The organism is Achromobacter sp. DMS1, from assembly GCF_001270295.1.
Map to the genome: position 1 here is coordinate 1 of NZ_LHSJ01000020.1, position 14340 is coordinate 14340.

Annotated in this window: 16 protein-coding genes and 3 pseudogenes; 13 read left to right on the forward strand and 6 right to left on the reverse strand. The window is 66.3% G+C overall.

What is annotated here, in order from left to right:
- Window position 1: 1 nt before the first annotated feature.
- The 12 genes from tuf (at window position 2) to rpsQ (ending at window position 6793) form a co-directional block, all read left to right on the forward strand.
- Window positions 2–1192 carry an elongation factor Tu gene (gene tuf / locus AD428_RS04135; RefSeq protein WP_053244268.1) on the forward strand — a complete coding sequence of 397 codons (1191 nt, stop codon included), beginning with the start codon at window positions 2–4 and terminating at the stop codon, window positions 1190–1192.
- A 70-nt stretch (window positions 1193–1262) separates the two neighbouring features.
- Entirely contained in the window at window positions 1263–1574 is a 312-nt protein-coding gene (gene rpsJ / locus AD428_RS04140; protein WP_003806903.1) for a 30S ribosomal protein S10, read from the forward strand.
- A 458-nt stretch (window positions 1575–2032) separates the two neighbouring features.
- A complete protein-coding gene (rplC, locus tag AD428_RS04145; protein ID WP_053244269.1) occupies window positions 2033–2722 on the forward strand; it encodes a 50S ribosomal protein L3 in 690 nt (229 codons plus the stop codon).
- A gap of 4 nt (window positions 2723–2726) precedes the next feature.
- On the forward strand, window positions 2727–3344 hold the full coding sequence (rplD, locus tag AD428_RS04150) for a 50S ribosomal protein L4 (protein ID WP_053244270.1): 618 nt from the start codon (window positions 2727–2729) through the stop codon (window positions 3342–3344).
- On the forward strand, window positions 3341–3637 hold the full coding sequence (rplW, locus tag AD428_RS04155) for a 50S ribosomal protein L23 (RefSeq protein ID WP_053244271.1): 297 nt from the start codon (window positions 3341–3343) through the stop codon (window positions 3635–3637). The genes rplD and rplW overlap by 4 nt, the downstream gene beginning before the upstream one ends.
- Entirely contained in the window at window positions 3638–4465 is an 828-nt protein-coding gene (gene rplB, locus AD428_RS04160; protein ID WP_053244272.1) for a 50S ribosomal protein L2, read from the forward strand.
- Between the two features lie 12 nt (window positions 4466–4477).
- Window positions 4478–4753, forward strand: a complete 276-nt coding sequence (gene rpsS, locus AD428_RS04165; RefSeq protein ID WP_053244273.1) for a 30S ribosomal protein S19 — start codon at window positions 4478–4480, stop codon at window positions 4751–4753.
- A 3-nt stretch (window positions 4754–4756) separates the two neighbouring features.
- A complete protein-coding gene (rplV, locus tag AD428_RS04170) occupies window positions 4757–5086 on the forward strand; it encodes a 50S ribosomal protein L22 (protein ID WP_053244274.1) in 330 nt (109 codons plus the stop codon).
- A gap of 9 nt (window positions 5087–5095) precedes the next feature.
- Window positions 5096–5887: a 30S ribosomal protein S3 gene (gene rpsC, locus AD428_RS04175; protein ID WP_053244275.1), complete on the forward strand. Its 792-nt coding sequence runs from the start codon at window positions 5096–5098 to the stop codon at window positions 5885–5887.
- 2 nt (window positions 5888–5889) lie between these two features.
- Entirely contained in the window at window positions 5890–6306 is a 417-nt protein-coding gene (rplP, locus tag AD428_RS04180) for a 50S ribosomal protein L16 (protein WP_053244276.1), read from the forward strand.
- 11 nt (window positions 6307–6317) lie between these two features.
- Window positions 6318–6509, forward strand: coding sequence for a 50S ribosomal protein L29 (gene rpmC / locus AD428_RS04185; RefSeq protein WP_053244277.1), 192 nt, complete (start codon window positions 6318–6320; stop codon window positions 6507–6509).
- Between the two features lie 2 nt (window positions 6510–6511).
- The gene (rpsQ, locus tag AD428_RS04190) at window positions 6512–6793 is read left to right on the forward strand and encodes a 30S ribosomal protein S17 (RefSeq protein ID WP_053244278.1); all 282 of its coding nucleotides are present in this window, start codon (window positions 6512–6514) and stop codon (window positions 6791–6793) included.
- 705 nt (window positions 6794–7498) lie between these two features.
- Here rpsQ and AD428_RS04200 read toward each other — a convergent pair.
- From AD428_RS04200 to AD428_RS04225, 6 genes and pseudogenes are all read right to left on the reverse strand, one after another.
- Window positions 7499–8560 (reverse strand): annotated as a pseudogene (locus tag AD428_RS04200) (branched-chain amino acid ABC transporter permease); the annotation flags it as partial.
- 9 nt (window positions 8561–8569) lie between these two features.
- The gene (locus tag AD428_RS04205) at window positions 8570–9580 is read right to left on the reverse strand and encodes a branched-chain amino acid ABC transporter permease (RefSeq protein WP_053244280.1); all 1011 of its coding nucleotides are present in this window, start codon (window positions 9578–9580) and stop codon (window positions 8570–8572) included.
- Complete coding sequence (locus tag AD428_RS04210; protein WP_053244281.1) at window positions 9577–10326, reverse strand: ABC transporter ATP-binding protein; 750 nt, start codon at window positions 10324–10326, stop codon at window positions 9577–9579. Before AD428_RS04210 ends, AD428_RS04205 begins: the two co-directional genes overlap by 4 nt.
- Window positions 10323–11093, reverse strand: coding sequence for an ABC transporter ATP-binding protein (locus AD428_RS04215; RefSeq protein WP_053244282.1), 771 nt, complete (start codon window positions 11091–11093; stop codon window positions 10323–10325). The genes AD428_RS04210 and AD428_RS04215 overlap by 4 nt, the downstream gene beginning before the upstream one ends.
- A 15-nt stretch (window positions 11094–11108) precedes the next feature.
- Window positions 11109–12242: a substrate-binding domain-containing protein gene (locus AD428_RS04220; RefSeq protein ID WP_053244283.1), complete on the reverse strand. Its 1134-nt coding sequence runs from the start codon at window positions 12240–12242 to the stop codon at window positions 11109–11111.
- Window positions 12243–12294: 52 nt separating this feature from the next.
- A pseudogene (locus tag AD428_RS04225) lies at window positions 12295–13171 on the reverse strand (alpha/beta fold hydrolase).
- Between the two features lie 168 nt (window positions 13172–13339).
- On the opposite strand from AD428_RS04225, the pseudogene AD428_RS04230 reads away from it, so the two are divergent.
- A pseudogene (locus tag AD428_RS04230) lies at window positions 13340–14315 on the forward strand (helix-turn-helix domain-containing protein).
- Window positions 14316–14340: the final 25 nt, after the last annotated feature.

Consider the following 14340-nt stretch of genomic DNA (forward strand, 5'->3'; position numbering starts at 1 on the left):
CATGGCAAAAGGCAAGTTTGAACGTACCAAGCCGCACGTGAACGTGGGTACGATTGGTCACGTTGACCACGGCAAAACGACGTTGACGGCGGCCATCACGACGGTGCTGTCGAGCAAGTTCGGCGGCGAAGCCAAGGGCTACGACCAGATCGATGCGGCTCCTGAAGAGAAGGCGCGCGGCATCACGATCAACACGGCGCACGTGGAATACGAAACGGAAACGCGCCACTACGCGCACGTTGACTGCCCGGGCCACGCCGACTACGTGAAGAACATGATCACGGGCGCGGCGCAGATGGACGGCGCGATCCTGGTGGTGTCGGCCGCCGACGGTCCGATGCCGCAGACGCGCGAGCACATTCTGCTGAGCCGCCAGGTGGGCGTGCCGTACATCATCGTGTTCCTGAACAAGGCGGACATGGTCGATGACGCCGAGCTGCTGGAGCTGGTGGAAATGGAAGTTCGCGAGCTGCTGTCGAAGTACGACTTCCCGGGCGACGACACGCCGATCATCAAGGGTTCGGCCAAGCTGGCGCTGGAAGGCGACAAGGGCGAGCTGGGCGAGCAGGCGATCCTGTCGCTGGCGCAGGCGCTGGACACGTACATTCCGACGCCGGAGCGCGCGGTTGACGGCACGTTCCTGATGCCGGTCGAAGACGTGTTCTCGATCTCGGGTCGCGGCACGGTGGTGACTGGCCGTATCGAGCGCGGCGTGATCAAGGTTGGCGAAGAAATCGAAATCGTGGGCATCAAGCCGACGGTGAAGACGACGTGCACGGGCGTGGAAATGTTCCGCAAGCTGCTGGACCAAGGCCAGGCGGGCGACAACGTGGGCATTCTGCTGCGCGGCACCAAGCGTGAAGACGTCGAGCGCGGCCAGGTGCTGGCCAAGCCGGGTTCGATCACGCCGCACACGGAGTTCACCTCGGAGGTGTACATTCTGTCCAAGGAAGAGGGTGGGCGCCACACGCCGTTCTTCAACGGCTACCGTCCGCAGTTCTACTTCCGCACGACGGACGTGACGGGCACGATCGATCTGCCCAAGGACAAGGAGATGGTGCTGCCGGGCGACAACGTGACGATGACGGTCAAGCTGCTGTCGCCGATCGCCATGGAAGAAGGTCTGCGCTTCGCCATCCGTGAAGGCGGCCGTACCGTCGGCGCCGGCGTGGTCGCCAAGATCATCGCCTAAGTTGCACCCCTGAGCGAAGGCGGCTCTGTCCTCCCCGGCCGCCTTCGTTTTTCGTTCTTTAGGAAACGCCATGAAAAACCAAAAGATCCGCATCCGTCTGAAAGCCTTCGATTACAAGCTGATCGATCAGTCTGCTGCGGAAATCGTCGATACCGCCAAGCGTACCGGCGCCGTCGTCCGTGGTCCCGTGCCGCTGCCCACGCGCATCCGCCGCTACGACGTGCTGCGTTCGCCGCACGTCAACAAGACCTCGCGCGACCAGTTCGAGATCCGCACCCATCAGCGCCTGATGGACATCGTGGATCCCACCGACAAGACCGTTGACGCCCTGATGCGTCTGGACCTGCCGGCTGGCGTCGACGTCGAAATCGCACTGCAGTAAGGCGTTCCTGGTCCCGCGCCATCGGCGCGGTCCGGAAAGAAACGGCCGCATTCGCAAGAATGCGGCCGTTTTGTCTTTGTCTTGGCATCCCGCCCGGGTATTGCCTTCCGTCGGGCCAGAGACGGCCCGCGCGGGAACGCGGCATGCGGCGCCATTGCCGCTTCCGGCGCCTCGGCGTCCGCGTTGGCGCCGCGACAAGGGGCGTCGCGTACGCCCCACAGGCTAAGTGCTTGTGCTGCCTGGAAAAAACGTGCTAATATGCGAAGCTTGCCATTTTGTGGCAAGTCTGACTTTGGGCCTTGTCTTGCGTTTTTGCCCGCCGGTTGCCAGGTTATTGACCCGGCGCTGCCACGGGTGGGGCGCTTTCGGGGCCCAGCGTTGAACATAGTCGTAGGGCGAAGGCCGTTACCCTTTGCCCGATTAGCCCCGACCAATCGCAGTCGGGAATGGAGAAAACGATGTCGAATTCGACACCCACGCCCGCCGCTCACCGGCTGGGTCTGGTGGGTCGCAAGGTCGGCATGACCCGCATTTTCACCGAGGAAGGCGAATCCATCCCGGTGACCGTGCTGGACGTGTCGAACAACCGCGTGACCCAAGTTAAGTCGCTGGAAACCGACGGCTACGCCGCCATCCAGGTGGCTTACGGCACCCGCCGTGCCTCGCGTGTGGCCAAGTCGCAAACCGGCCACTACGCCAAAGCTGGCGTTGAAGCCGGCAGCATCCTCAAAGAGTTCCGCCTCGACCCCGCCCGTGCCGCCGAATTTTCGGCTGGCGCCGTCATCGCCGTGGAATCCGTGTTCGAAGCCGGCCAACAGGTCGACGTGACGGGCACCACCATCGGTAAGGGTTTCGCCGGCACGATCAAGCGCCACAACTTCGGCTCGCAACGCGCCTCGCACGGTAACTCCCGTTCGCACCGCGTCCCGGGCTCGATCGGTCAGGCGCAGGATCCGGGCCGCATCTTCCCGGGCAAGCGCATGGCTGGCCACCTGGGTGACGTCACCCGCACCGTTCAAAACCTGGACATCGTTCGCGTCGACGCCGAGCGCGGCCTGCTGCTGGTCAAGGGCGCTGTCCCCGGCCACGCCGGCTCCGACATCGTCGTGCGTCCGGCCATCAAGGCCCCGGCCAAGAAGGGAGCGTAAGTAAATGGATCTCAAGCTCCTGAACGACCAAGGTCAGGCCGCTACGTTCAGCGCGCCCGACACCATCTTCGGCCGCGACTTCAACGAAGCGCTGATTCACCAGATCGTGGTGGCCTTCCAGGCCAATGCCCGCTCCGGCAACCGTGCCCAGAAGGACCGTTCCGAAGTCAAGCACACCACCAAGAAGCCCTGGCGCCAGAAGGGTACCGGCCGCGCTCGCGCCGGTATGACCTCGTCGCCGCTGTGGCGTGGGGGTGGCCGGATTTTCCCGAACTCGCCCGAAGAGAACTTCAGCCAGAAGGTCAACAAGAAGATGTACCGCGCCGGGATCCGCTCGATCCTGTCGCAGCTGGCCCGCGAAGACCGCATCGCCGTGGTCGAGTCGTTTGATCTCGAATCGCCCAAGACCAAGCTGGCTGCCGCCAAGCTGAAGAGCCTGGGCCTGGATTCGGTCCTGATCATCACCGACAACGTCGATGAAAATGTTTACCTCGCCACCCGCAACCTGCCGCACGTTGCCGTGGTCGAGCCCCGTTATGCCGATCCGTTGTCGCTGGTCCACTACAAGAAAGTGCTGATCACCAAGCCGGCCATCGCTCAACTCGAGGAGATGCTGGGATGAACGCTGAACGCTTGATGCAAGTCATTCTGGCCCCGATCGTGACCGAAAAGGCCACCTTCGTCGCCGAGAAGAATCAGCAAATCGCTTTCCGTGTCGTGGCTGACGCTACCAAGCCGGAAATCAAGGCTGCCGTCGAACTGCTCTTCAAGGTGCAGGTCGAGTCCGTGCAGGTCCTCAACCGTAAGGGCAAAGTCAAGCGCTTTGGCCGTTTCGTCGGCCGCCGCCGCAATGAGCGCAAGGCCTACGTTTCGCTCAAGGATGGCCAGGAAATCGACTTTGCGGAGGTGAAGTAAATGGCCCTCGTGAAAGTTAAGCCGACTTCGGCTGGCCGTCGTGGCATGGTGAAGGTGGTTAGCGCCAACCTGCACAAGGGCGCGCCCTACGCGCCGCTGCTCGAGAAGAAGACCCGTGGTTCGGGCCGCAACAACAACGGCCACATCACCGTGCGCCATCGTGGCGGCGGCCACAAGCAGCACTACCGCGTCGTCGACTTCCGTCGCGACAAGGACGGCATTCCCGCCAAGGTCGAGCGCCTGGAGTACGACCCCAACCGTACCGCGCACATCGCCCTGTTGTGCTACGCCGACGGCGAGCGTCGCTACATCATCGCTCCGCGCGGCCTGGAAGTGGGCGCCACGCTGGTCTCGGGCATCGAAGCCCCGATCCGCGCCGGCAACACGCTGCCGATTCGCAACATCCCGGTGGGCACGACGATCCACTGCGTGGAAATGATCCCCGGCAAGGGCGCCCAGATGGCCCGCTCGGCCGGCGCTTCGGCCGTGCTGCTGGCCCGCGAAGGCACGTACGCCCAGGTCCGCCTGCGCTCCGGCGAAGTCCGCCGCGTGCACATCGAATGCCGCGCCACCATCGGTGAAGTCGGTAACGAAGAACACAGCCTGCGCCAGATCGGCAAGGCCGGCGCCATGCGTTGGCGCGGTGTGCGTCCGACCGTTCGTGGCGTTGCCATGAACCCGGTCGACCACCCGCACGGCGGCGGCGAAGGCCGCACCGGCGAAGCTCGCGAGCCGGTGAGCCCGTGGGGCACTCCGACGAAGGGTTACAAGACCCGTCGCAACAAGCGGACGAGCAACATGATCGTCCAACGGCGCAAGCGCAAGTAAGAGGCGAACACTATGTCACGTTCGATCAAGAAAGGCCCGTTTGTCGACGCTCACCTCATCAAGAAGGTGGACGCGGCCGTCGCGGGCAAAGACAAGAAGCCGATCAAGACCTGGTCGCGCCGTTCCACGATCCTGCCCGAGTTCATCGGCCTGACGATCGCTGTGCACAACGGCAAGCAGCATGTTCCCGTCTACATCAACGAGAACATGGTCGGTCACAAGCTGGGCGAGTTCGCGCTGACCCGTACGTTCAAGGGTCACGCCGCGGACAAGAAGGCCAAGAGGTAAGCGATGGAAACTACTGCCATTATCCGTGGAGTTCACATCTCCGCTCAGAAGACCCGTCTGGTCGCGGACCTGATCCGCGGCAAGTCGGTCGCTCAGGCGCTGAACATCCTCACCTTCTCGCCCAAGAAGGCCGCCGGCATCCTGAAGAAGGCGGTCGAGTCCGCCATCGCCAACGCCGAGCACAACGACGGCGCCGATATCGACGAGCTGAAGATCACCACGATCTACGTGGACAAGGCCCAGTCGATGAAGCGCTTCTCGGCTCGCGCCAAGGGTCGCGGCAACCGTATCGAGAAGCAGACCTGCCACATCACGGTCAAGGTCGGAGCCTAAGGAGTCACGATGGGTCAGAAAATTCACCCCACTGGGTTCCGTCTCGCGGTCACCCGTAACTGGTCCTCGCGTTGGTTCGCCGACGACAAGGCCTTCGGTCCCATGCTGGCCGAAGACATTCGCGTGCGCGAGTACCTGAAGAAGAAGCTCAAGAGCGCCTCCGTTGGCCGCGTGGTCATCGAGCGTCCCGCCAAGAATGCGCGCATCACCGTCTACTCGGCTCGTCCGGGCGTGGTGATCGGCAAGCGCGGCGAAGACATCGAGAGCCTGAAGGCCGATCTGCAGCGTCTGATGGGCGTGCCCGTGCACGTCAACATCGAGGAAATCCGCAAGCCGGAAACCGACGCCCAGCTGATCGCCGACTCGATCGCCCAGCAGCTCGAAAAGCGCATTATGTTCCGCCGCGCCATGAAGCGCGCCATGCAGAACGCCATGCGCCTGGGCGCCCAGGGCATCAAGATCATGAGCTCGGGCCGCCTGAACGGTATCGAAATCGCTCGCACCGAGTGGTATCGCGAAGGCCGTGTGCCCCTGCACACCCTGAAGGCCAACATCGACTACGGCACCTCCGAAGCCCACACCACCTACGGTGTGATCGGCATCAAGGTGTGGGTCTACAAGGGCGACATGCTGGCCAACGGCGAACTGCCGCCGGAAACCGCCGCCCCGCGCGAAGAAGAACGTCGTCCGCGCCGCGCTCCGCGTGGCGATCGTCCGGACGGTGCTCGCACCGGTCGTCCGGGTGGTCGTGGCCGTGGTCCCCGCAAGGCGGACGCGGCCCCGGCGCCTGAAGGAGAATAACCATGCTGCAACCCTCTCGCAGAAAGTATCGCAAAGAGCAAAAGGGCCGCAACACTGGCCTGGCGACCCGCGGCACCCACGTGTCGTTCGGCGAGTTCGGCCTGAAGGCCACTGGCCGCGGCCGCCTGACGGCTCGCCAGATCGAAGCCGCCCGTCGCGCCATCAACCGTCACATCAAGCGTGGCGGCCGCATCTGGATCCGTGTGTTCCCGGACAAGCCGATTTCGCAGAAGCCTGCCGAAGTCCGTATGGGTAACGGCAAGGGCAACCCGGAATACTGGGTCGCCGAGATCCAGCCCGGCAAGGTGCTGTACGAAATGGAAGGCGTCAACGAGGAGCTGGCGCGCGAGGCGTTCCGCCTGGCTGCCGCCAAGCTGCCGATTTCGACCACGTTCGTCGCGCGTCACATTGGTGCTTAAGGAGTACTGAGATGAAAGCTAGCGAACTCCGTTCGAAAGACGCCGCTGAGCTCGGCAAAGAGCTCGAGAGCCTGCTGAAGGCGCAATTCGGTCTGCGTATGCAGAAGGCCACGCAGCAGCTTGCCAACACCGCCCAGCTTCGTAACGTGCGCCGCGACATCGCGCGCGTGCGTACCTTGCTGACCGAGAAGGCAGGGAAATAAAGATGAGCGAAACTCAAAACACCCAAGTGGCCAAGCGCCAGCGCACGCTGGTCGGCAAGGTCGTGAGCAACAAGATGGACAAGACGGTGGTCGTTCTGGTCGAACGCCGCGTCAAGCACCCCATCTTCGGCAAGATCATCATGCGTTCCGCGAAGTACAAGGCGCACGATGAATCGAACCAGTACAACGAAGGCGATACGGTTGAAATCGCCGAAGGCCGCCCCATTTCGCGCTCGAAGTCGTGGCGCGTGGTGCGCCTGGTTGAAGCCGCTCGCGTCATCTAAGCCAGCAGCACCCCGGAACGGCCGCCGTCCAGGCAAGCCGTTCTGATATAAAACGGCAAGGGTTCGATCCCTTGCCGTTTTTTTTTTGCGCTCTTCCGCCGGATGAGCGCGTTACCCCGGGCCCGGAGGCCGGATGCGAGGTTCATGCAAGCGGGCGCAGGCCCGTCGGTTCGTGCTCTGCCTGCTGGCGGCGGCGGTGCTGCCAGCCTGGGGGCGGCAGAGCGGGGGCGGCCCGCCGCAAGCGGACGGGGCGACCGCCGCGGCCGAAGCGACGGCGGGCCGGAACGCCTTGACGGCGGGGCCGGAGCCGCGCGTGCGCCTGCCCCAGGGGTCGCGCGACCATGCCGCGATTTTCGGCACCGACGACGAGGACGAACTCGCCCTGATGGAACAGGAGCGCGCGCTCGAGGCGCAGCGCAATCAGCTCGGGCTGCTGGAGCGCATCCTGGACAGCCGGCCGGCCCGTGCCGATCCGCAACCGCCGGCCATGATTCCGCTCGATGCAGGCGTTGCCGGCATGCCGCGCCTGACGCCGGCGCAGGCTGGCTCGAAGCTGGACGACGGCGGGAGCGGAATCCGGCGCAGCATGGACGAGATGCAGCGCCGGGTGGACGACCTGCGGCGCGAGGCGACGCGTTGCGCCAGCGCGCCCGCTAGCCCCGCGCCGGCCGCATCAGCGCGCGCGGCGGCACTTGCGGGCCGGCGCTTCTGCGCCAGTTCGCGCAGCCGCCCGGCGATTCCGGTCGGGAAGTAGTACACGGACACCACGAACAGAATGCCCAGCCACAGCAGCCAGCGGTCCGGCTCGAACAGCAGCGCCAGGGGTGGGATGCCCGAAGCCCGTTCGTGGATGTGGTGCAGGCCGTCCTGCAGATAGCTCTGTGCGAAGACGAAGAGGCTCGCGCCCACCACAGCGCCGTACATGGTGCCCATGCCGCCGATCACCAGCATCAGCAGGATATTGAGCATGATCTCGAACGACAGCGAGGTGTCGGGACCGTTGTAGCGCAGCCAGAGCGCGTACATCGCGCCGGCCAGCGTGGCGAAGGCGGCCGCCAGGAGATTGGACAGGCTGCGGTAAAGCACCGTGCGGTAGCCGATGGCTTCGGCGCGGAAAGGATTCTCGCGGATCGCCTGCAGCACGCGGCCGAAGGGCGAATTCACGATGCGCAGCAGCAGCAGGAAGAGCGCCAGGCAGGCCGCGGCTATCAGGTAGTACGTAATGATGCGGCCGTCGACCGTGACGCCGAAGACCGGCTCGGCGAATGGCCGGAAGGCTGGCCGCAGCATCTGCGGCACCTTGAAGTTCAGCCCGTCCTCGCCGCCCGTCAGGTCGGACAACTGCGATACCAGGGTCTGGAACGCGGCCGCGACGGCGAGCGTGATCATGGCGTAGAAAATGGCGCGCACGCGCAGGCTGGCCAGTCCGATCAGCAGGGCGAAGGCCAGCGATACCGCCAGGCCGGCCGCCGTGCCCGCGAGCACGGCCGTCCAGCCCGGCTCCAGGCGCACGCTGGCGATGGCCACGCCATAGGCGCCGATGCCGAAGAACATCGTATGCGCGAAACTGACGATGCCCGTATAGCCGAGCAGCAGGTCGTAGCTGGCCACGAGGATCACGAACACCAGGATCTTCGCCGCCACGGCCAGCGACTTGGGGCCCGGAAACAGAAACGGCGCGGCGGCCAGCCCGGCCACGATCGCGATGAGCAGAAGCGCCAGCACGGCGCTGCGGGGGGGATCGCCGGATAGCGGGCGGATAGACATGTCGGCGCCCTAGCGGTTCGTGACCGGGTACACGCCCTGCGGACGCCACAACAAGATGGCGACCATCAGTGCGATATTGGAGAACAGGGCGGCCTTGGGCAGCAGGAAGCCGGTGTAGTTGGCCATCAGCCCCACCAGCAGCGCGCCGATCAGGCACCCCACGGTCGAGCCCAGGCCGCCGATCATGATGACGATGAAAATCAGCACGTTCACCTGCGCGCCGAGCTGCGGGACGACCGATTGCTGGTACATGCCCCAGAGCACGCCGCCCAGCCCGGCCAGCATCGAGCCGGCGACGAATACGCCCACGAAAAGATGGCGGATGCGGTAGCCCAGGCTTTCCACCATTTCGCGGTCTTCCACGCCCGCCCGGATCAGCAGGCCCAGCTTGCTGCGGTTGAGCACCCACAGCATGCCGAACAGCACGAGCAGACCGACCCCCAGCGCGACGATGCGGAATTTTTCGATGGCGGCGTCGCCCACGAGGAATGCGCCGCGCATTGCTTCGGGCAGCGGCAGCGCAACGGTCTGCGGGCCCCAGAGCATCTTGATGATTTCCTCGCCGATGATCATGCCGCCCATGGTGATGAGGATCTGCTTCAGGTGCTGCCCGTACACCGGCCGCACGATCACGCGTTCGAACGCCAGGCCGACGGCGCCCGCCACCAGCATGCCCACAATCATGGCCGGCAGCACCGCGCCCAGGTTCGCCCACAGGCTGCCGGACTGCGTCCAGTCGGCCATGGCGCCCAGTACCGTGGCCGCCATGTACGCGCCGATGGCGATGAACAGGCCGTGTCCGAAATTCAGCACGTCCATCAGGCCGAAAACGAGCGTCATGCCCGAGGCCACGATGAAAATGATCATGCCCATGGCCAGCCCGGCCACGGTGAGCGTCGCCCAGGTGGACAGGGACCCCACCAGCGGCAGGGCGATGCCGGCCAGGGCCAGCACCAGCAGGACGGGGCGCAGGTCCGCGCGTGCCCGCGGCAGCGGGATGTCGAGTTCGAGCGTGCTCATTGGTGGCTTCCCAGCGACAGGCCCAGCAGGCGTGTCTGCAGTTCGTCGTCGGCCGCCAGTTGCGCCATGCTGCCGGCATGGACGACGCGGCCGTTGTCCATCACGGCGACATGATCGCCCACGAGGCGGGCGAAGTTGAAGTTCTGCTCGACCAGCAGGATGGTGGTGGAGGCCTGCTTCAGTTCGATGAAGGCGTCGATCATGTTCTGTACGATGGCCGGGGCGAGGCCCTTGCTGGGTTCATCCACCAGCAGCAACCGGCGCGGCTCGATGATGGCGCGCGCCACCGCCAGCATCTGCTTCTGCCCGCCGGACAGCTTGCCGGCGGGATGCAGCCAGAACTTCTTCAGCGCGGGGAAGAAGCCGAAAATCCACTCCAGCCGGGCCGTGTCCAGCTGGCTGGCGTTCCTGGCCCGGCGCGCCGCGAGCACCATGTTCTCCTTGACGGAGAGGTCGGCGAAGATGCCCATGTTCTCCGGCACGTAGGCCAGGCCCATGCGCGCCATGTCGGGCGGCGAGGCGCGCGTGCCCGGGCCGCCCACCGGCGCTCCGTCGAAGCTCACCCGGCCTTGCGACGCGCGCCACAGCCCCATGATCGTGCGCAGCGTGGTGGTCTTGCCGGCGCCGTTGCGTCCCAGCAGCATGGTCACGGCCGCCGGCGGCACGGCGAGGTCCACGCCCTGCAGGATGTGGTAGGCGCCGATGTGCGTATGCACGTCCCGCAGTTCGAGCAGAGGGCGCGTCATGCCGCCGTCTCCGCCGGGCCGAGGCCCAGGTAGGCCTGCTGCACGATTGGCGAGGCGATGACCGCCGCGGGTTCGCCGTCGGCCATCAGCCTGCCGTTGTGCAGTACCACGATGCGGTCGGCGAGTTCGCGCACCACGTCCATCTTGTGTTCCACGAGCAGGATGGTCTTCGACGGATCGGACTTGATCTCGCGGATCAGTTCCAGCACGACGGGCACGTCGTCCACGCTCATGCCGGCCGTGGGCTCGTCGAACATGAACACCCGAGGCTCCAGCGCCACCAGCATCGCGATCTCCAGCTTGCGCTGGTCGCCGTGGGGCAGGTCGGCAGCATGCTGGTCGCGGCGGGCGGACAGGCGGGTGCGCGCGAGCAGCATGTCGGCGCGCTCGATCAGGCCGCGGTCGGCATTCCAGGTGCGCCAGAACCGGATCTGGCGCCATCCCGTGCCCTGCCGGCGCGACTGCAGCGCCAGCCGCACGTTCTCGTGCACGCTCAGGCGCGGAAACAGCTGCGTCAACTGGAAGGCGCGGCCCAGGCCGGCGTGCATGCGCGCGGCGGCGCCCAGCGGCGTGAGATCGCGCCCCTCCAGCCGCACCGTGCCGGAGCTGGCGCGCAACTGGCCCGAAATGAGATTGAAGTAGGTGGTCTTGCCCGCGCCGTTCGGGCCGACGATGGCGGTCAGGGTGCCAGGCGCGTAGCTGCAACTGACATCGTTGACGGCCACGTGCCCGCCGAAACGGACGGTGAGCGATCGGGTTTCCAGCATGGGGCGGGCGCGGATTCAGCGCTTGTTCTGGATCGGCACCGACATCTGGTCCGGCGTGATTTCCCTGACCAGGTCCTGCACGGCCCAGGGCACCGACGGATCGTTCTTGATGCGGAAGTGGTACATGGACTGCATGGCCTGGTGATCCTCGGGCCGGAACGTCATCTTGCCCTTGGGCGTGTCGAAGCTCATGCCTTCCATGGCCTTGATCAGCGTGTCGGTATCGGCGTTGCCGCCGGTCTTGGCCAGCGCCTGCACGATCGCGATGCCGGCGGACATGCCGCCCGCGGTGAAGAAGTCGGGCGGCTGGCCGTAGCGCTTCTGGTGTTCCGCTACCAGCCAGTCGTTGACCGGATTCTTCGGGATGCCGTAGTAGTAATAGGTAGCGCCTTCCATGCCGGCCAGCGATTTCAGCGGCGTCATGGCCGCCAGCGTGTTGCCCCCCGTGGCGATTTCGATGCCGAAGCGCTTGGGGTCGAGGTCGGCGATCTTGAACGGGTTGCCCGCGCCCGCCCAGAGAATGAAGATGATCTTGCGGCCTGGCTGGTTCTTCAGGGCGTCGAACAGCCGCTGTCCGCCCGCGGTGAAGTCGGTGGCGTTGGCGGGCAGATACTCTTCATGCACGATCCTGGCGTGTTTCAGCGCGCTCTTGAACGCCTTCACGCCGTCGCGGCCGAAGGCGTAGTCCTGCGCCAGCATGCCGATCGAGGTGCCCGGCTGGTCGAACGCGACCGCGTTGGCGATGGCGTCCTGCGAGGAATTGCGGCCGGTGCGGAAGATGTACCGGTTCCACTTGTCGCCGGTGATCGAGTCGGCCACGGCCGGTTCCACCAGCAGGATCTTCTCGTATTCCTCGGCGATCGGCAGCATGGCCAGCGCGACGCCGGAAGAGGTGGGGCCGACCGCGATGTCGGCGCCGTCGTCGGCGTAGGCCGAGGCCAGCTGCGCGCGCGCCACGTCGGGCTTGCCCTGGTTGTCTTTCTCGATGACGCGGATCTTGCGACCAGCGACCGTCATGGTGCCGTGGGTCGCGTACTCCAGGCCGAGCATGAGGCCGTTCTGGGTCTGCCTGGCGTAGGCTTCCAGCGGGCCCGTCTTGTCATAGACGTGGGCCACGACGAAATCCTTGGCCGCCGCGGCGGAACTCATGCACAGGCGGCCAGCGCGGCGAGCAGAATGCGTTTCATGGGGGTCTCCTGTATCAGTGGCGGATGGCCGCCGCGTCTTCCGGCGTGGCCAGGAACCGGCCCACGGCGTCGATCTGGGGCGCCACGTTCAGGGCGGGCGCGTGGCCGCAATCGGGGAAGTCGATGCGCTGCGCGCGCGGGCCGCGCCGGGTCATGGCGTCGGCGACCTCGGGCGGCAGCAGGTCCGAGTCGACGCCGCGCAGCAGCAGGACGGGCAAGCGCAGCGAGTCGTATCCGTCCCAGCGGTCGTAGTCGGCGGGGTGGTGGCTGAACTGTCCGACGATGGCCGGGTCGTAGTGGGCGGTGACGCGCCCGTCGGGCAGGCGGCGCATGGAGGTCTCGGCCATCCTGCGCCATTGCTCGTCGCTTTGCCAGCCATAGGGCTTGTAGGCGGCGCGCAGCCAGGCCTCGAGCTCGGTGACCGTGTCGAAGGCCGGCGGGGCGCCGGCGTAGTCCAGGATGCGGCGGACCGCGGCTTGCGGCAGCTCGGGGCCGATGTCGTTGACCACCAGGTGCGAGATCCGGCCGCGCAGCGTGGTCGCGGCGGCGTGCATGCCCAGTCGCGCCGCCCATCGACGTGCCCACCCAGCGCACGCGTGTCAGCGACAGGCCGTCGAGCAGGGCGCGGGCCAGCGCGGCATAGAAGTCCAGCCGGTATTCGGCGACCGGGTCGGGGCTCCATTGCGACAGGCCGCGGCCGATCGTGTCGGGGCAGATGACGCGGTAGCTGTCGGCCAGCGCCCGGGCCAGTTCGTCGAAATCGCGTCCCGTGCGGGCCAGGCCATGCCACATGATGACGGCCGGGGCGTCGGCCGCGCCCCATTCCATATAGTGCAGCTCGCGGCCCTCGCAACGCAGGTAGCGCGAAGCCGGCACGGGCGCGTTCGCCATGGGTCTCCTCCCGGGTTGTCCAGGTTGTGTGCTTATCGGGCTGAATATAGACTTGCGCCAGGCGCGCCTACAAGGCGCGCGACGCCCCAGAGCAGGGTGAGTCAAGAATATGTAGACGCAGGATCACGAGCGCCCGGCGCCGATACCCGCGTCCAAGGAGACCGCGCCATGCCCGATACGGAATTCGCCATTTCGGCCGGCGCCGGCCCCGGCCGGCGCGCCGCGTGGCGCGCCGCGCTGTCGGATGCGTTCGGCCCGTTCGAGGTGCATCACGGCGATGCGGGAGATTTCGCGGGGCATCTGCGCTACGTGCGCCGCGCCAGCCTCCAGTTCAACGATCTCCACTACCAGGGACAGAAACTCGAGCGCACCGCGGGCAACGTGTCGCGGCTGGACCAGGAGTTCTACACCTTCGGCCTGCCGCTGGCCGGACCCCTGGCGGTGCGGCAGCGGGGGCGGGAATTCCAGGTCGAGCCGGGCTGCGTGTACCTGATGAACCAGAGCCTGCCCTACCAGGCCACGGCGCAGGGCGCCGCGGGCTACCGCAGCCTGAGCGTGTCGTTTCCGCGCAGCGCGCTGCGCGGAAGCGGGACTCCCCGCGTCGGCGCATTCCACAAGCTGCGCGTGGACGACGGCTCGCCGCGCGGCGCGCTGCTGGCCAGCTACATGGAGCATCTGTTCAGCGGCATCGGAAGCTGGTCGGACGCCGAGGTCGCGGAACTCGGCGAGCGGCTGATCGACCTGATCGTGCTTTTCCTGGTGCAGCCGGGGCAGGGGCAGGCGTCGGAGGCCGACAGCAGCGTGACCGTGGCGCACCGGCAGCGGGCGCTGGCCTACATCCGCCAGCACCTGGCGGACCCGGCGCTCTCGCCGCAGCGCGTGGCGCAGGGCTGCGGCGTGTCCGTGGCGTATCTGCACCGCATCCTGCGCACCGGCGCCTGACGGCGGAGTCCTTCATTTCGAGCAGCGGCTCGAGAGGTGCCGAGAGCTGCTGCTGAGTCCGCGGCATCGCCATCGCAGCATCGCGGAGCTGGCCTACCAGGCGGGCTTTGCGCATCCCTCGCATTTCAGCCGCCTGTTCAAGCGCCGTTTCGGCATGACGCCGCGCGACCTGCGGGCCGCGGGGGACGGTCGGGCCGGATGAGCGCGCCGGCCGCCGACAAAAAAGC